This window comes from Pseudobutyrivibrio sp. C4, from assembly GCF_900111635.1.
GTDB lineage: Bacteria > Bacillota > Clostridia > Lachnospirales > Lachnospiraceae > Pseudobutyrivibrio > Pseudobutyrivibrio ruminis.
This window is the reverse complement of sequence record NZ_FOHF01000001.1, coordinates 340,863-357,228: the sequence shown is the minus strand read 5'-3', so window position 1 is coordinate 357,228 and position 16,366 is coordinate 340,863. Positions and strand designations below refer to the sequence as shown.

19 protein-coding genes are annotated in these 16,366 nt (G+C 36.8%); all 19 read right to left on the bottom strand.

Translation table 11 applies throughout. The features are described 5' to 3' along the window. Nucleotide 1: 1 nt before the first annotated feature. The 19 genes from hisIE to BMY66_RS01595 all read right to left on the bottom strand — a co-directional run bounded on the left by hisIE (nucleotide 2) and on the right by BMY66_RS01595 (nucleotide 16,249). Nucleotides 2-1,282, bottom strand: coding sequence for a bifunctional phosphoribosyl-AMP cyclohydrolase/phosphoribosyl-ATP diphosphatase HisIE (gene hisIE, locus BMY66_RS01685; RefSeq protein WP_090393938.1), 1,281 nt, complete (start codon nucleotides 1,280-1,282; stop codon nucleotides 2-4). Nucleotides 1,283-1,304: 22 nt separating this feature from the next. Further along, nucleotides 1,305-1,898, bottom strand: coding sequence for an imidazoleglycerol-phosphate dehydratase HisB (gene hisB, locus BMY66_RS01680; RefSeq protein ID WP_044934491.1), 594 nt, complete (start codon nucleotides 1,896-1,898; stop codon nucleotides 1,305-1,307). 75 nt (nucleotides 1,899-1,973) lie between these two features. After that, nucleotides 1,974-3,260, bottom strand: coding sequence for a histidinol dehydrogenase (hisD, locus tag BMY66_RS01675; RefSeq protein ID WP_090393937.1), 1,287 nt, complete (start codon nucleotides 3,258-3,260; stop codon nucleotides 1,974-1,976). Continuing rightward, the gene (gene hisG / locus BMY66_RS01670; protein ID WP_033154127.1) at nucleotides 3,247-3,906 is read right to left on the bottom strand and encodes an ATP phosphoribosyltransferase; all 660 of its coding nucleotides are present in this window, start codon (nucleotides 3,904-3,906) and stop codon (nucleotides 3,247-3,249) included. The genes hisD and hisG overlap by 14 nt, the downstream gene beginning before the upstream one ends. Next, nucleotides 3,903-4,892 (bottom strand): ATP phosphoribosyltransferase regulatory subunit, encoded by a 990-nt coding sequence (hisZ, locus tag BMY66_RS01665; RefSeq protein ID WP_090393936.1) that lies wholly within the window; start codon nucleotides 4,890-4,892, stop codon nucleotides 3,903-3,905. Before hisZ ends, hisG begins: the two co-directional genes overlap by 4 nt. A 111-nt stretch (nucleotides 4,893-5,003) precedes the next feature. Beyond that, complete coding sequence (locus BMY66_RS01660) at nucleotides 5,004-6,542, bottom strand: methyl-accepting chemotaxis protein (RefSeq protein WP_090393935.1); 1,539 nt, start codon at nucleotides 6,540-6,542, stop codon at nucleotides 5,004-5,006. A gap of 160 nt (nucleotides 6,543-6,702) precedes the next feature. Further along, entirely contained in the window at nucleotides 6,703-7,233 is a 531-nt protein-coding gene (locus BMY66_RS01655) for a Holliday junction resolvase RecU (protein ID WP_044934499.1), read from the bottom strand. After that, nucleotides 7,220-8,155 (bottom strand): RluA family pseudouridine synthase, encoded by a 936-nt coding sequence (locus BMY66_RS01650; protein ID WP_044934500.1) that lies wholly within the window; start codon nucleotides 8,153-8,155, stop codon nucleotides 7,220-7,222. Before BMY66_RS01650 ends, BMY66_RS01655 begins: the two co-directional genes overlap by 14 nt. Continuing rightward, nucleotides 8,124-10,022: a YgiQ family radical SAM protein gene (locus tag BMY66_RS01645; protein WP_090393934.1), complete on the bottom strand. Its 1,899-nt coding sequence runs from the start codon at nucleotides 10,020-10,022 to the stop codon at nucleotides 8,124-8,126. The genes BMY66_RS01650 and BMY66_RS01645 overlap by 32 nt, the downstream gene beginning before the upstream one ends. Nucleotides 10,023-10,090: 68 nt before the next feature. Continuing rightward, a complete protein-coding gene (locus tag BMY66_RS01640) occupies nucleotides 10,091-10,804 on the bottom strand; it encodes an ATP synthase subunit B family protein (protein WP_177175555.1) in 714 nt (237 codons plus the stop codon). Between the two features lie 5 nt (nucleotides 10,805-10,809). Next, nucleotides 10,810-11,298 (bottom strand): pantetheine-phosphate adenylyltransferase, encoded by a 489-nt coding sequence (gene coaD, locus BMY66_RS01635; RefSeq protein ID WP_033154133.1) that lies wholly within the window; start codon nucleotides 11,296-11,298, stop codon nucleotides 10,810-10,812. A 1-nt stretch (nucleotide 11,299) separates the two neighbouring features. Continuing rightward, complete coding sequence (rsmD, locus tag BMY66_RS01630) at nucleotides 11,300-11,851, bottom strand: 16S rRNA (guanine(966)-N(2))-methyltransferase RsmD (RefSeq protein ID WP_090393933.1); 552 nt, start codon at nucleotides 11,849-11,851, stop codon at nucleotides 11,300-11,302. A gap of 13 nt (nucleotides 11,852-11,864) precedes the next feature. Further along, nucleotides 11,865-12,344 (bottom strand): CinA family protein, encoded by a 480-nt coding sequence (locus BMY66_RS01625; RefSeq protein ID WP_090393932.1) that lies wholly within the window; start codon nucleotides 12,342-12,344, stop codon nucleotides 11,865-11,867. Between the two features lie 2 nt (nucleotides 12,345-12,346). Continuing rightward, entirely contained in the window at nucleotides 12,347-12,889 is a 543-nt protein-coding gene (pgsA, locus tag BMY66_RS01620) for a CDP-diacylglycerol--glycerol-3-phosphate 3-phosphatidyltransferase (RefSeq protein WP_044935017.1), read from the bottom strand. A gap of 11 nt (nucleotides 12,890-12,900) precedes the next feature. Continuing rightward, on the bottom strand, nucleotides 12,901-14,229 hold the full coding sequence (gene rimO / locus BMY66_RS01615; protein WP_090393931.1) for a 30S ribosomal protein S12 methylthiotransferase RimO: 1,329 nt from the start codon (nucleotides 14,227-14,229) through the stop codon (nucleotides 12,901-12,903). Nucleotides 14,230-14,232: 3 nt separating this feature from the next. Then, nucleotides 14,233-14,475, bottom strand: coding sequence for a DNA-directed RNA polymerase subunit omega (gene rpoZ, locus BMY66_RS01610; RefSeq protein ID WP_044934512.1), 243 nt, complete (start codon nucleotides 14,473-14,475; stop codon nucleotides 14,233-14,235). Between the two features lie 2 nt (nucleotides 14,476-14,477). Beyond that, nucleotides 14,478-15,113, bottom strand: a complete 636-nt coding sequence (gmk, locus tag BMY66_RS01605; protein WP_044935020.1) for a guanylate kinase — start codon at nucleotides 15,111-15,113, stop codon at nucleotides 14,478-14,480. After that, complete coding sequence (locus BMY66_RS01600; protein ID WP_044934514.1) at nucleotides 15,109-15,369, bottom strand: extracellular matrix/biofilm biosynthesis regulator RemA family protein; 261 nt, start codon at nucleotides 15,367-15,369, stop codon at nucleotides 15,109-15,111. Before BMY66_RS01600 ends, gmk begins: the two co-directional genes overlap by 5 nt. A gap of 1 nt (nucleotide 15,370) precedes the next feature. After that, on the bottom strand, nucleotides 15,371-16,249 hold the full coding sequence (locus BMY66_RS01595) for a YicC/YloC family endoribonuclease (protein WP_074788927.1): 879 nt from the start codon (nucleotides 16,247-16,249) through the stop codon (nucleotides 15,371-15,373). Nucleotides 16,250-16,366 lie beyond the last annotated feature (117 nt).

The following is a 16,366-nucleotide window of genomic DNA, read 5'->3' as shown; positions in this document are numbered from 1 at the left end:
ATTATCTTTGAGCTAACTCCGATGTGATGTCTTCCCATGTTACACCTTTTTCAGCCATGAGAACCATCATATGATAAAGGAAATCAGATATTTCGTATTTAGTCTCCTCAGGGTCAGGATTCTTAGCTGCAATAACGATTTCTGTAGCTTCCTCTCCCACCTTTTTAAGGATTTTATCAAGTCCCTTATCGAATAAATAATTTGTGTATGAGCCTTCCTTTGGATTCTTTTTTCTATCCATAATGACGGCATAAACATCTTCGAAAACCTTAAGTGGATTTCGCTCAACATACTCCTTTTTAACTATTTCGTTGAAGAAGCAGCTTGGTGCGCCAGTATGACATGCTACTCCAACTTGAGAAACTTTCGCCAAAATAGTATCAAAATCACAATCAGCAGTCAATGACTTGACGTACTGTGTATGGCCACTTGTTTCTCCTTTAACCCAAAGAGCTTTTCTTGAACGAGAATAATATGTCATCTTGCCAGTACGTATTGTAGAGTTCAATGACTCTTCGTTCATGTAGGCAAGCATGAGAACTTCGCCTGTCTGAAAATCCTGAACTACAACTGGTACAAGGCCATCTGAGTTTGGTTTTAAATCTGACCAGCTAAGCTTTGGCTCAAAGTTGTCCATTTTAATGCCAGAATCTGAAAGCTCGCTCTTTAACTGCATGATATCTGTATTGGTATCATTGATAAAGGCACCAGAGATTCCCCTGATTTGATCTGATTTAAGTAATTTCTCTACATATGCAAAATCATTGTTATCAACCTGAACAATGTATGGAATGCTTGTGATATTTTCAAGGCCCTCCAAAAGAGTGGTGTTCATGATTAAAAGCTCGTGAACATTATCCTGAAGGAAATCCTTTGTTTTGAAAAGGAAATCTACAGTTGAAAGTGAAACAAGCATTTTGTTAGCACCAAATCTTGCAGATGCTTCTTTTATTAAGTCGATTGTCTCAGGCTTTGAACCATTTAAAATGACTTCGATACAGCCAGCATACAAAAGCTTTTTAACGTCCTCAAGACGCTTAATATTTCCACCGCCTGCTGTCTTAACCTGAACGTTTCGATTGATCTCTCTGATTGCTAAAATGTTTTTCTCGTGCTCTTCATCTGTAGATGATAAATCGTAGCAAATGATTTTATCGATTCCGCTATCATCATAAACAGATGCAAGCTCTAATACGTCCTTTTTATTTTCAAGCTCTGTTGGACTTTTAACTGCCATTCCATCTTTGATGTAGATGGTGGCAACTATATTTTTGTGCTCCATTGTAAATACCGCTCCTTTAATACTAGATTGAACCCTTTGTTGTCATTGTATCTGCAATTCTAGGATCAATAGTGGTTGCCTGGTCTAAGGCTTTTGCAAAAGCTTTAAAAATTGCTTCACACATATGATGAGAATTGCCTGGTGTTAAAACTTTGATGTGAAGGTTCATAGCTGCAGAATATGAAATTGCATAGAAAAATTCTTTTACCATTTCTGTGTCCATATATCCTATTTTTTCTGTAGGAAAATCTGCTTCAAAGGATAAATATGGGCGATTGCATAAATCTACTGCAACAAGAACTAAAGTCTCATCCATAGGAAGAATGCAACTACCGTATCGCTTCATGCTCTTTTTGCTGCCGCATGCTTTTTTGATAGCATTGCCTAAAACTATACCTGTATCTTCGATGGTATGATGGCAATCTACCTGCAAATCCCCTCTGATTTCTGCAGTCATATCAAATAAGCCATGTCTTGTAAATGCATCAAGCATATGATCAAAAAATCCAATGCCTGAATTTACCTGACAGTTACCTGAACCATCTATTTTAAAATCGATGGTAATGTCTGTTTCTTTTGTTTTTCTAGCAACACGTGCTCTACGTTCTTCCGACATAACACCGCCCCAAATAATTATTTTTACAACCTTTTTTATTATACCTAAATATTACAAAATATTAAAGTAACTATATTACTCAAAACGCACTTTAATTGAGTTGGCATGAGCTGTGAGTTGCTCGTTGTTTGCAAACTTAACAATGTCAGGATAAACCTTTTCTAATGCTTCCTTTGAGTATGAAATAATGCTTGATTTCTTGATGAAATCGTCTACTGATAGAGGTGAGAAAAATCTCGCTGTACCATTTGTTGGAAGCACATGATTAGGTCCTGCAAAGTAATCACCTAATGGCTCAGATGAATACTGACCAAGGAAAATTGCTCCCGCATTTTTTATATAAGTCATATCTTCAAATGGATTTGCGGTTACGATTTCTAAGTGTTCTGATGCAATAGCATTTACGCATTCTATGGCGTCTTTTTTGTTCTCTGCAATCAATAGATATCCGAAGTTATCCAAAGACTTTTGAATGATATCTTTTCTAGATAGTATTTTTACAAAACGCTCTATCTCGCTCTCAACCTTATCTGCTAGTTCGGCTGATGTAGTTACTAAAATTGCAGATGCCAATTCATCATGCTCAGCCTGTGAAAGAAGGTCTGCAGCTACATAGGTTGGATTAGCTGTTTCATCTGCAAGTACCAATATCTCAGAAGGACCAGCAATAGAATCGATTGAAACATATCCAAATACAGCCTTCTTAGCAAGAGCAACAAATATATTGCCTGGGCCAACAATCTTATCTACTTTTGCAATAGATTCAGTTCCAAAGGCAAGAGCTGCTATAGCCTGTGCACCACCACACTTGTAAATTACATCAACCCCGGCTTCATTAGCGGCTACTAGTGTACTTGGGTTGACTTTTCCTTCTTTGTTACAAGGTGTTGTCATGTATATTTCAGGAACTCCAGCAACCTTTGCTGGCATAACATTCATTAGAACCGATGATGGATATACAGCCTTTCCTCCGGGTACGTAAACTCCAACTCTTGCAAGAGGAGATACTTTCTGGCCAAGGATAATTCCTTCCTCAGATGTAAACCAGCTGTTCTGCTTTTGTTTTGCGTGATAGCTTTCGATGTTTACAAGGGCTTTTCTTATTACCTCAACAAGCTCTTCTGGAACAAGACTGTAAGCCTCTTCAATTTCTTCTTTTGTTACAACAATATTAGTAGCGTTAATATCTGCTCCGTCGAACTGCTTCGTATATGCGAATACCGCTTCGTCTCCCTTTTCACGTACCGTATTTACGATATCATTAACAGTGCTTTCATACTCAGTGTATTGACTAGGACTACGCTTAAGTAGTGATTCTAGTATGTTGTTAATTGTGTCTTTAGTGAGCTTAAGCTTTCTCATTTTCTAATGCTCCCTTCAGCTTTTCAATAAGGTCAGTAATTCTTTCGTTTTCCATTTTCATCGATACCTGGTTTACTACCATTCTGGCTGATAATGGACAAACCTCTTCCAGAACCACAAGACCATTTTCCCTAAGTGTTGATCCAGTTTCTACAATATCTACAATCACCTCAGATAGACCAACAATAGGTGCTAGTTCGATAGAACCGTTTAGCTTTATTATTTCTACTGTCTGATTTTTGATATTATAAAAATAGTCTTTTGCGATTCTAGGATATTTACTTGCTACACGAATAAGCTCATGATGCTTTAACAGCTCTGCTGCTTCTGCTGGTCCACAGACGCACATGCGACATTTTCCAAAGCCAAGATCCAATACCTCGTAAATATTTCTATTTTCCTCCAGAATTGTATCTTCTCCAACAACGCCAATATCTGCAGCACCATACTCTACATATGTAGGCACATCAGGGCCTTTGGCTAGGAAAAATTTAAGCTTTAAGTCTTCATTAACAAAGATAAGCTTTCTTGTATCAGGATCTTTCATTTCTTCACAAGTAATACCAATAGTTTCAAAGAGCTCTAAGGTCTTTTTTGCTAAACGTCCCTTTCCAAGGGCAAATGTTAAATATCTATCTTCACTCATGACTGTCTCCTAAGTGCTAACATTAATTGATCAACTGTAATTGCAAAACCAATGGCTGGAGCTTCCTTTCCAAAGTGGCTTAGGAGGGAATCATATCTACCTCCTTTTACCAAAGGCTCTCCAACGCCATAGGAATATCCTGTAAATATGATGCCTGTATAGTATTTGTATTCAGAAATCATTCCAAGCTCAAATGAGATGTAATCCATCACCTTATTGTTGTTTAAAAGCTCGTAAAGCTTTGTAAGGTATTCCAAGGCATCATATACTTTTTTATATTTCTTTGCCTTCTCCAAATAAGGCGCCCATTCTTTAGGGGAATTCATGATTTTGCCTGTAATATCAAACAAATCTATTAAACCCTTGCTTACTTCTGCTTGCTGCAATAGCTCCTTTGCTCCAAAGAAATTCTTATTTGAGATAAGATTGATAAGCTTTTCTTCCTGGTCGTCAGAAAGGTTTGCTGCTTCAATTAATCCTCTAACAACATCGATATGGCCCACGCCAATTTCAAATTCTTTTAAGCCTAGCTTCTTTAACGCATTTACGGTAATTGTAAGAATCTCTGCATCAGCATCTACAGAGCTATCTCCGATAAATTCGCAACCAGCTTGAGTGCTTTCTTTCAATCGACCCTGCAGACTATGATAATTAATAAAAACATTTCCTTCATAGGAAAGCTTCACTGCCTCATCTGTATCCGAAAAATACATTGCAGCAGCTCTAGCTACTGAAGGTGTAATGTCAGGTCTGAGAACAAGTGTATTGCCGTCTCTGTCAAAGAATTTGAACATCTCGTTAGATTTGCAGCTTCCTACTTCTTTTGAAAAAGTGTCAAAATATTCAAATGTAGGTGTAGATATTGGAGAATATCCCGCCTCCTTAAAACACTTTCTAAGATTATAAAGCGCATCCAATCGCTGCTCATATTCACTGTTATAAATGTCTCTGACTCCTTCTGGAGTGTGTAAAGTTAAATTTTTCATTTCGCACCTCTTGTACAAAACTATACTTTAGCGTGATAAAGAACTAAAGTTATTATACTTTAATAAAGCCCCGAAGTCAACATGGCCTCGGGGCACACTATTTCTTGGATATTAGCTGTTTAACAATCTGCTTATTTCATCTACCATTTCATTGATAGTCTTAGCTTGAGCTGCGACTTCTTCAGTATTTTTGGCATTGCTTTCTGCCATAGATCTGATAGCAACAAATTGCTCATTTTCATCTCTGATGCTTTCTGCAATATTCTGGTTAATGTCAACGGTTTGCCTTATAATATCTGCCTGTCTTTGAATAGCGGTATTCATTTCATTGACTGCATCTACAGATTCACGAAGCATGACGCTCATATCTCTAATATCGCCAAATACTTTCTTGAACTGTTCATTCTGTTCGTTTAGCTTAGTTGCATTGTTTTCTACTTGAGTTGTAATTTCTTTAACATTCATTTGAACTCTATCAATTACAGCGCCTACATCGTTTAGTGAATTAGAGGTGCTTTCAGCAAGTTTACCAACTTCTGTTGCTACTACAGCAAATCCTTTGCCTGCTTCACCAGCTCTAGCTGCTTCAATTGATGCATTTAATGCAAGAAGGCTTATTGAAGATGAAATTCCTTGAATTAATTCTAAGGTAGTTCCTATTTCTTCCACTGCTTTTGATAATCTTTCCGCCACATCAGTTGTAGTAGCCATAGATTCAGAAACTTCGGTGTTAATTCCTTGCAAATCATTAAGAGATCTTTCGTTTTCATTAGATTTGATAAGGAGATTATCTGAAGTTGTTTCTACCTTTCCTACATTTTCTTCCACGATGTTCTCACAATCGCTAAGCTCTGAAAGGTTATTCATGCTTTCATCTGCTTTAACACTCAGCTGATTACTACTTTCAACAAGATCATCACTAGTAGCTGATAATTCTTCTGCTGAAGCGCTTTCATCGGATGCAATATCAAGTAGCGCCGACCCTGCAGTAACCATTTTTTCAGAAATGCTTTTTACTGCATCCATTACGCCTACAACTCTTCTATTATTTTCTTCTAATTCGTCTTTTTTTGCAGTTACAAGGAATTGAGAAACAAAGAATATGAACAGTGTAATACCTGCCAATGAAATGGTTAATCCTACAATACACATTATAATATCAGTTACAAAAAGTTCGTCCTTAGCAGGCAATAATGCGCTTCCTCTTACAATCCAACCGCTTATAAGAGAAACTATACAAATGACACCTGTTATTAGTAACTGTTTAATATCCAAGAAAAATCCTATGAGTGTTAAAAAGAAAGCTAAAAATCCCCAGAAATTACGGGTAGGACACATGTATACAATGTAAGTCCATTGAATGATTAGAACTACTGAGCAGAAAATCTTACCTAATTGTAATTTTCCATCAAGAAGATATCCTTCGTCATCAAAGGATGTTTTTAAAATAAACATTCCAGCCAAAAGGAAGCCTACATCCATTAAAGCAAAGCAGATCACGGCGAGCCATGGCATTGTCTGGTAGAAACCTAAAAGTTTTTCTACTATGAACATACAAGTAGCAAACATACATGCACCTGTTAAAGCTATAATACCCCACTTAAATACAGCTGACAGGTATACTTCAAAAGCAGTTTTTTTCGCACCCATTGAATATAACCTCCTCAATATATTTATCAAGAAAGATTATATCAATGGATTATGACGAAGTTGTTAACAATAATCACCATATTTTGTAAATTGAAGATTTTATAAAAAGAAAAAAAGAGTTGCAATCAGGCAACTCTTTTTTATGTTCATTTATAATGCTTTATGTTCTTGAAGACAAATCAATATTTATCATATCAAGATAAGGTACTAGCAGATTAGGCTTTGTAGTAAAGAAATATTTTTCATCAAGCTCTTCTATTCTAAAGCTTTTTCTGCCGCCTTCTTGCATTCTATCCCAGAATTCCTTTAGCTTTTCAAAGGTCAGGTAATAATATACATCTCTCTCGCTAAAGAAAATCAGAATAAATGCCAGGCCATCTTGTGCCTCCCAATTTCCCATGAAATTTACCTGGTGCTCATGTATGTTTTGGAGAGGGAATGTGTCTTTATTGCACTCTTTTGCATCAAAACACACAGGAATACCTTGGATGGCACCTACATAATCGACAGTGGATTTTTGATCAAAGTAAGCAAGTGTTATATGACCCTTATTATCCATATCAATAGGTGTGATTGGTGTTGGAATCTTTTGAATGAGGGCCAAACCGTTTTCGGCGTACACCTCATTTGTTTTATTAATAAATTCTTCGAATGTGGAACCACGAAGTCCACGTGATTTATATGTAGCCATTAAACTCCCTTGGTAAATCACAGACAAACTTTCTACCATCTTCAAACTCTATTGAGTACGCATGTAAAAGCTGTCCTCTAACATTTTCTTTTTTATTAATTGATGTGTTTCCGTATTTGTTATCACCTAATATAGGATGACCAATTGAAGCAAGGTGTGCTCTTATCTGATGGGTTCTACCTGTGATTAAGTGAATCTCCAGTAAGGTAAATTTATCAACCACATGGGATATAGGCCTATAAGCTGTTTTAATAGGCTTAGAATCCTTTGTTTCGGTATGTGTTATAGAAACCTTATTAGTTGCTTCATCCTTTGATAAAAAGCCTTCTATCTGCTGATTTTGCTCGATATTACCAAGCACAACTGCACGATACAATTTCTTACAGCTACGCTCCTTCAAAGCTTCCCCAAGTTCCTGTGCGGCCTTTAATGTCTTAGCAAATAAAACTATGCCTGAAGTATTTCTATCCAGTCTGTTGCATATGCTAGGGTGAAAGTGCTTGAAGCTTTCTTCTGTAAGGCCTTTTTCGTTTATCAAATAAGATATAGCCATCTCATTAATCGAGATATCTGATGGTGTATCTTTTTGAGACTTAATACCAGCAGGCTTGTTGATGATAATCATTTCATCATCTTCGTAAATCACATTGATATTATGGTCTACTTCTTTAAGAGAATAATACAATTCATCTCTTTCTCCAGCTCCAGTCATTTTTGCATATGTTTCATCCGAAAACCAAATCTTTACAATATCGCCAGTATTTAGTTTTTCTGTGCCATCAGCTTTTTTATCGTTAAGTGTGATGTTCTTTTTACGAAGCATTTTGTATATAAAGCTGGAGCTTGCTTCGCTAAGAACACGTTTCAGATATTTGTCAAAACGCTGATTACTATCGTTTACGTCTATTTTTAGTTCTTTCATTTGTCTTACTTTGTTTTCCAGAAGTCTGTTTTCTAGTATTTTTATTATTCTTTTTGAATTCCTTGCCTTTAATCTTTCTAGGTGGAATCAAGCATTCTTCTCCAAATCCAATCAAATCCTCTCTTCCAGCTTTGATAAGAGCTTCTTTTACGAGATCATAGTTTTCAGGTCTCTTGTACTGTATAAGAGCTCTTTGCATTGCTTTCTCGTGAGGATTCTTGCATATATAAACGGGCTTCATATCCCTTGGGTCAATCTCTGTATAGTACATTGTTGTAGAGATTGTGCTAGGTGTTGGATAGAAATCCTGTACCTGTTCTGGTGATAAATGATGGTCGCGAAGATACTCTGCCAAGGCGATTGCATCATCTAATGTGCTTCCTGGATGAGAACTCATCAAATATGGCACCAAATACTGCTTTAAACCAAGCTCTTTATTAATCCTGGCATATTTATCGCAGAAACTATTGTAAACGGAAATATCAGGCTTTCCTAAGTAGCTGAGTACATTGTTTGAAATATGTTCTGGAGCTACCTTCAGCTGGCCACTAACATGATACTTACATAGGTCACGAAGGAAGGTGTCGTCTTTATCATACATTACATAATCGAATCTGACGCCGGAACGTACAAATACTTTTTTTACCTTTGGAAGCTTGCGTAGCTTTGTAAGAAGGCTTACATAATCCTTGTGATCTACTTCTAGATTAGGACACTTAGTAGGGAATAGACACTGCCTATGCATACATACGCCCTTTTCCATCTGCTTTTTACAAGAAGGATTTCTGAAGTTGGCTGTTGGGCCACCAACATCATGGATATAACCCTTAAATTCTGGATCCTGAGTTATAAGCTTTGCTTCATTTATAATAGATTCATGACTGCGTGATTGAATAATTCTACCCTGATGGAATGTTAAGGCACAGAAATTACATCCTCCGAAGCAGCCACGGTTACTAATCAATGAAAACTTAACTTCTTTGATAGCTGGGATACCACCATCTTTTTCATAGATAGGATGATATGTGCGCATATATTCTATAGCATATACATCATCCATCTCCTGTCTTGTTAAAGGCTTCTGAGGTGGATTTTGAATTACATACATTGCACCATCGTAAGTCTCAACCAGTTTTTTGGCTGTGAATGCATCCGTATTTACGTACTGAGTATAGAAGCTTTTTGCGTATGTAGCTTTATCTGCTTTTATATCTTCATAAGAAGGTAACATGATTGCATCTTCAGTGAAGGATTTATCTCGAGTTTTAAATACAGTGCCATCGATATATGTGATATCCTTAACATCCATTCCAGATGCAAGACAATCAGCTATTTCTACTACAGAACGCTCTCCCATTCCATAAGAAATCAAGTCCGCACCAGAATCTAAAAGTATAGAACGACGAACCTTATTTGACCAATAGTCGTAATGAGCAAGTCTTCTAAGGGATGCTTCTATTCCACCTATAATAATGGGTTTCTTTTTGTATGTGTGTCTAATTAAATTACAGTAAACTACTGTTGCATAATCTGGTCTAAGACCAATTTTGCCACCTGGAGAATAGTTGTCGTAATCTCTACGGTGCTTTGAAACACTATAATGATTAACCATAGAATCCATGTTTCCGGCACTAACAAAAAAGCCGAGTCTTGGCTCGCCAAGAATATTGATAGAATTATCATCCTTCCAGTCTGGTTGAGCTATAATACCCACTGTATATCCATGTAATTCAAGTATACGGCAGATTATTGCAGCACCAAAGGATGGGTGGTCTACATAAGCATCTCCACAGACGTAGACAAAATCTAGCTGTTCGATACCTCTATCTTTCATATCTTGCTTACTAATTGGTAAAAATTGTGCCATATAAACCTCTTAAATAAAATAAGCCAACTGTATGTAATACAAGTTGGCTGTAAAATCTAAACTTATGATTATTCCTTGTTAAAGAACTGCTCAGGAATATCAAGTGCTGGTAAATCCTCATCAGCATCATTACCGTTTGAAGTGACATCTGCCTGCTGTTGTGGAGCTGGCTCATTCACAGCTGCATCACCTGTAGAATCTAAACTCTGAGCTGGATCAGAATCGCCGTCATTTAATGAATCAGGAACAAGCGCTGCTCTGTTTCCATTAACTGTATCTAAGTAAACCTGCATAGTGCCAAGGAATGCGTCGTCACGTGCTCTTGTTGTGTCAATTGCATTTGCAAGTATAGTTTGAATATTTGCTAATAGCTCATCTGTATAAGCGATAGCACCCATTCTGATGTTGTTAGCATCTTCTGTAGCTCTATCGATTTTCTCTTGAGCGTTTTTCTGCGCAATAAGAATAACTTCATTAGCCTGAGCATATGCTTGCTGCATAATTTGATGTTCAGAAACAAGTTCGTTTGTCTGAATCTGTGCCTGACTAATTATTTCATCAGCCTTTGCTTTTGCATCTGCGAGAATCTGCTCTCTGTTTGCAATCATTCGCTGATATTTTCTGATTTCATCAGGAGTCTTTGTTCTAAGCTCCTGTAAAAGTGATTCAAGCTCGTCCTTGTTAACTACGATTTTGTTTGTAGAAAAAGCAGATGGCTTACAATCATCAATATAAGCTTCGATTTCGTCAATGATATCTTCAATTTTGCTTGTACTTGCCATGGTAATTACTTCTCCTTGTCTTTAATTTTGGCTTCTATGAGAGGTATAACCTGAGGTGGAACAAATAGGCTGATATCTCCTCCATAAGACGCAAATTCCTTTGCGACTGTAGAACTCAAATAAGAATATTTTAAAGATGTAGGCATAAATAAAGTCTCTAAATCAGGATATTGAACTTTATTAGATTGAGCTATTTGAATTTCGATTTCAAAATCAGTAACAGCTCTAAGCCCTCTAATTATTACCTGTGCATCCTTTGCCTTCGCAAAGTCTACTGTAAGTCCCTCAAAAGAATCGACCTTGACATTGTCTAAATTTTCAGTCAATTCTCTTATCATGTTAACACGTTCATCAATGGAAAACAACGGATTTTTTTGCTTGTTATTTAAAACGCCAACAACAAGTTCATCACAAAGCTTGCTAGCCCTTTTAATAATGTCAAGATGCCCATAAGTGATTGGGTCAAAGCTTCCTGGATAAATTGCTCGTCTCATTTTACGCCTTCTTTAAAAATATATGCTTATTAGTCTTGTATAGTTTTTCTTTGGTAATTGTATAGCCTAATTCTGAAACATAGTCTATATCTGTATCAAGACTGGCTTCTACTATAATGGTGGTTTCGTTAGAAATATAGCTTTTGTTTGCCAATACTTCTAGAACCTGTTTTTCTATAAGTTTGTTATATGGAGGATCCATAAAAACAAAATCAAATTCTTCATTTCCATTTAGCTTGTTCAAAGCTGAAAATACGTCCTCTTTGTAAAGTGTAGCTTCATCTGTGAACTTTGCTTTGGATAAATTATTCTCGATGCATGAGATGGCTGTTTTATCTTTTTCTACAAAAACAGCTTCACTTGCTCCTCTACTAAGAGCTTCGATACCCATTTGACCGCTACCTGAAAACAAATCTAAGAATCTGCAACCAGGTATATCAAAAGAAATCATATTAAATAATGTTTCTTTGATTCTATCAGAAGTAGGTCTGGTGCCGAGGCCTTCGGGAGTCTGTAAATTCATCCCACGTTTACTTCCGGAAATTATTCTCAAAACTATTACCTCATTATATGTTAAGTTCTCTCATGCATTCATCTAGAAGCTGAAATGCGAGATTTGTAGCCTGCGCTCTAACCTCTGTTCTGCTTCCAGTCAAATGCAATTCTTTAACCTTTACGTTGGACTCACCATATGAACATCCAATATAAACTAGGCCTACTGGCTTAGTTGGAGAACCGCCTCCTGGACCAGCTATACCGGTTGAGGATAAACCGAAATCAGCCCTTGCCTTTTTCTTGACTCCGATAGCCATTTCTTTTGCAGTCTGTTCACTAACAGCACCGTAAGCCATAAGTGTTTCATCTTTTACGCCTAAATTCTTGATTTTGGCCTCGTTGGAATATGTAACATATCCTTCATTGAAACAATTTGAAGCTCCTGGAAAATCTACAATAGAGCTTGCAATCATACCACCTGTACATGATTCAGAAGTTGAAACTGTAAGCTTGTTAGCTATCAATCTTTCAAGAATATTGGAAATTTCCATAATTAGTTTTGCTCCTTGAGAACTTCACTATTCTGGTAAATGTATATTACAAGTGAAAGAACTGTAAGTACAAGTGATACCCAAATGAACACCTGTCCTAATACCTGCAACCAACCGAATGGAAGGTTTGCAACAAGGATGATAATCATAATCATCTGTGAAACTGTCTTAAGCTTTCCAAAAATGTTTGCAGCTATAACAACACCATTCTCAGCAGCTATAAGTCTAAAGCCGGAAATAATAAACTCTCTTGCTACGATAATAATAACAATCCAAGCATATAACTGACCTGTAGAGATAAGACAAATCATTGCTGAGCAAACTAAAAGCTTATCTGCCAATGGGTCCATAAACTTTCCAAAATTTGTAACAAGATTGTATTTACGTGCAATCTTTCCATCTAACATATCTGTTAGAGACGCTACAATAAAGATTAAATCAGCAATAATACGAAGTGCTTGATTTTCAGGGTTGATAAGTAAAAATAAAACAAAAAAAGGAATAAGTACAACTCTGAATAATGTAAGTTTGTTAGGTAAATTCATTTCCTTTAAATTCATAACTTTACATCTCCTATTAAATCATATTCGTCAAAACCTGTAACTTCAACATCTACGAACTGTCCGCTGGTAAGTTCAGTTTCGCTATTTACAAAAATAAAACCATCCACTGAAGGTGTGTCGCGATATGTTCTACCTATAAAGACTCCATCTTCTGGAAGCTTTCCTTCAATGAAAACTCTCAGTGTTCTTCCGATGTATTTTTTATTGTTAGATAAAGATATATCTTTTTGGCAAAGCATAACTTCATCTAACCATTTTTTCTTTAAATCTTCATCTACTTGATCGTCCCAAGTAGCAGCTACAGTACCTTCTTCTTTTGAGTAAGCAAAAGCGCCAAGTCTATCAAAAGACATATCCTTGATAAACTGTAAAAGCTCTTCATGCATCTCTTCTGTTTCCCCTGGGAAGCCACAAATCAAAGTGGTTCTAAGGGAAATATCTGGCATAGCCTTGCGCAATCTGTCTGCTATATTCATAATGTCAGCTTTATTTGTTTTTCTAGCCATATTATGGAGAAGCTGATCATTACAATGCTGTATAGGCATATCGATATAGTGGCAAATCTTTGGCTCAGATGCCATGCATTCTATAAGCTCATCAGTGATTTCCTCAGGGTAAGCATAAAGAATACGAATCCATTCAATTCCATCGATTTCACAAAGCTTGTGAAGAAGATCTGTGAGTGATTTCTTGCCATAAATATCCATACCGTAGACTGTTGTTTCCTGGGCAACAAGAATGAGTTCCTTTACTCCATCTGCAGCCAACTGTTTTGCTTCTGCCAAAAGCTTTTCCATAGGTACAGAGCGATAATCGCCGCGTAAGAATGGAATTATACAGTAGGTGCAGCGTTTGTTGCAGCCTTCAGCAATCTTAAGGTACGCATAGTGACCACCTGTTGTAAGAACTCTTCGGCCATCCTTAGGAAGCCCTTTTAATTCTTTCTTGAAAACAGGCTTTTCACCGTTCTTTTCTAAGACTATATTGATTGCATTAACTAATTCATCATAGGAATTAGTTCCAATGATAGCGTCAACCTCAGGAAGTTCTTCAAGAATATCCTCAGTAAAACGCTGAGCCAGACACCCAGAAACAATAAGTCCCTTAAGCTTGCCTGACTCCTTATATGCTCCTAAATCGATGATAGTCTGGATACTTTCCTCCATTGCATCAGCGATAAAAGAACATGTATTAACAACAATGATATCTGCGTCTTCCTCGTTGTCACAAATTGTGAAATCGTGGTCAATAAGATCACCAAGCATGTGCTCTGAATCAACAAGGTTTTTATCGCAGCCTAATGAAACAAATAATACATTCATAGGTTAGTTGTTTGCATCCTCATTAATAATTTTAATAGCGCCTTCGTTAAGCTCATTAACAGCGATTGAAAGTGGCTTTTCACCCTTCTGGCAGTTGATGAGTGGCTCAGCTCCGTCGATAATCTGACGAGCACGCTTTGCTGTAGCAGCAACGATTGTGTAACGGCTGTTTACAACTGGCTCCTCTCCAACCTCAACATTTTCATTTACCTTTTCCATAAGTTCAACATAAGATGGATGTATCATAATTAATTACTCCTTTCAAATATCTTTAATTCTTCTTGCATTTCTTTAATAGCTGAATGATTTCTTTCTACTCTATAATGTTCAGCCTGAATTATATTATGAACCTGATCTACAGCTTTTTCCAATGAATCGTTTACAATCAGGTAATCATACTTGTCCATGTTTTGAGATTCCTTGCAAGAAATTGCTAGTCTCTCTTTGATTACTTCATCTGTTTCTGTGCCTCTGCCAACAAGTCTGTTTTCAAGCTCCTTAGCTGATGGTGGCATTGTGAAAAGTAAAAGTGCATCAGGGAACATTTTCTTAACCTGAAGTGCACCCTGGATTTCTATTTCAAGGATAACATCCTTTTTACGCTCGATTAACTGCTCAACGTAAGCACGAGGTGTTCCGTATGAATTACCATTGAAAGTTGCATACTCAAGTAACTCGTCGTTTTCTATCATTTTGTCGAATTCTTCTCTTGTTTTAAAGAAGTATTCTCTTCCATCCTTCTCTCCTGCACGAATATCACGTGTTGTAGCGGAAATTGAAAGATTGTAATCATTAGGATGTGCCTCAAGCAAATGCTTCATGATTGTTCCTTTGCCAGCTCCTGAAAAGCCTGAAAGGACAATTACAAGACCTTTATCACTAATCATTGTCTATCTCCTCCTTAAATGAATTATCGCTAATTCTATTTGCTATTGTATCTGGCATAAGTGCAGATAAAACCACATACTCATCGCATATTATCACACATCTAGTGCGACGCCCCTGTGTTGCGTCAATTATGTTGCCTTTTTCTTTTGCATTGGCAACTATACGCTTTGAAGGTGCCGAATCGGAGGTGATCATCGATACAATTTTATTGCTATTAATAATGTTTCCAAAACCTATATTTATAAAAGCCATATTATTCTATATTTTGGATCTGCTCCCTAACCTTTTCGATAAGTGTTTTAAGAGTGATGCCGATATCAGCAATTTCAACATCTGTTGATTTTGAAAGAATGGTATTTGCTTCACGATTAAGCTCCTGTGCAAGGAAATCAAGCTTTCTACCAACTTCCTTATCTAAATCAAATACAGATCTTGTTTCTGCTACGTGACTCTTTAAACGAACCATTTCTTCATCGATACAAATCTTATCTGCGTACATAGTGACTTCCTGAGCGATACGTGCCTCGTCGATTTTAGTATCATCAAGAAGCTCTTGAATCTTTGAAGTAAGACGAGCTTTGTATTCTTCGATAATCTGTGGACTACGTTTTTCGAGCTTGTCAACGAGAACAAGCATGTCATCCATCTTAGAAACTAAATCAGATTCTAAACGCTGGCCCTCTGCTATTCTTGACTCTACGAATTGATCGATGCAATCTGAAAGAGCTGAAAGCACTAATTCCTTCAGGCTATCTTCATCAGCATCATTTTCTGTAAGCTCAATAACATCCGGAAGACGAACAATGCTGCTAGCCTTCATATCGTTGTCGACACCGAGCTTTTCAGCCATAGCAGAAATAGATTCATAGTATTTAGCTGCCATAGCATCGTTGATAGATACCTGATAGCAGGCATCAGAATGCTCGAGTAAAGTGATGTAAACATCTACCTTTCCTCTAAAAATACTTTCGCCAATTTTGTTGCGAACTACACTCTCTAAAAAATTAAGTTTCTTTGGGAGTTTGATATTTAAATCAAGATATCTGTGATTAACAGACTTCATTTCTATTGTGACACGGGCATCAGAATTTTCAGCAAAGCCCTTGCCGTATCCAGTCATACTACGTACCATGTGAAGATGTCTCTCCTTAGAATTTTATAATAAAAATTACATTACTCTGAAGTGTACACAGTTGTAATTAATTATAATTAAATGTATCATGATAGTCAACAATAAAGGATGAAGTAC

What these genes read in the sequence shown, in the direction of transcription:
- hisIE (WP_090393938.1), bottom strand. Translation starts at nt 1,282, where the DNA reads ATGGAGCACAAAAATATAGTTGCCACCATCTACATCAAAGATGGAATG.
- hisB (WP_044934491.1), bottom strand. Translation starts at nt 1,898, where the DNA reads ATGTCGGAAGAACGTAGAGCACGTGTTGCTAGAAAAACAAAAGAAACA.
- hisD (WP_090393937.1), bottom strand. Translation starts at nt 3,260, where the DNA reads ATGAGAAAGCTTAAGCTCACTAAAGACACAATTAACAACATACTAGAA.
- hisG (WP_033154127.1), bottom strand. Translation starts at nt 3,906, where the DNA reads ATGAGTGAAGATAGATATTTAACATTTGCCCTTGGAAAGGGACGTTTA.
- hisZ (WP_090393936.1), bottom strand. Translation starts at nt 4,892, where the DNA reads ATGAAAAATTTAACTTTACACACTCCAGAAGGAGTCAGAGACATTTAT.
- BMY66_RS01660 (WP_090393935.1), bottom strand. Translation starts at nt 6,542, where the DNA reads ATGGGTGCGAAAAAAACTGCTTTTGAAGTATACCTGTCAGCTGTATTT.
- BMY66_RS01655 (WP_044934499.1), bottom strand. Translation starts at nt 7,233, where the DNA reads ATGGCTACATATAAATCACGTGGACTTCGTGGTTCCACATTCGAAGAA.
- BMY66_RS01650 (WP_044934500.1), bottom strand. Translation starts at nt 8,155, where the DNA reads ATGAAAGAACTAAAAATAGACGTAAACGATAGTAATCAGCGTTTTGAC.
- BMY66_RS01645 (WP_090393934.1), bottom strand. Translation starts at nt 10,022, where the DNA reads ATGGCACAATTTTTACCAATTAGTAAGCAAGATATGAAAGATAGAGGT.
- BMY66_RS01640 (WP_177175555.1), bottom strand. Translation starts at nt 10,804, where the DNA reads ATGGCAAGTACAAGCAAAATTGAAGATATCATTGACGAAATCGAAGCT.
- coaD (WP_033154133.1), bottom strand. Translation starts at nt 11,298, where the DNA reads ATGAGACGAGCAATTTATCCAGGAAGCTTTGACCCAATCACTTATGGG.
- BMY66_RS01625 (WP_090393932.1), bottom strand. Translation starts at nt 12,344, where the DNA reads ATGGAAATTTCCAATATTCTTGAAAGATTGATAGCTAACAAGCTTACA.
- pgsA (WP_044935017.1), bottom strand. Translation starts at nt 12,889, where the DNA reads ATGAATTTACCTAACAAACTTACATTATTCAGAGTTGTACTTATTCCT.
- rimO (WP_090393931.1), bottom strand. Translation starts at nt 14,229, where the DNA reads ATGAATGTATTATTTGTTTCATTAGGCTGCGATAAAAACCTTGTTGAT.
- rpoZ (WP_044934512.1), bottom strand. Translation starts at nt 14,475, where the DNA reads ATGATACATCCATCTTATGTTGAACTTATGGAAAAGGTAAATGAAAAT.
- BMY66_RS01600 (WP_044934514.1), bottom strand. Translation starts at nt 15,369, where the DNA reads ATGGCTTTTATAAATATAGGTTTTGGAAACATTATTAATAGCAATAAA.
- BMY66_RS01595 (WP_074788927.1), bottom strand. Translation starts at nt 16,249, where the DNA reads ATGGTACGTAGTATGACTGGATACGGCAAGGGCTTTGCTGAAAATTCT.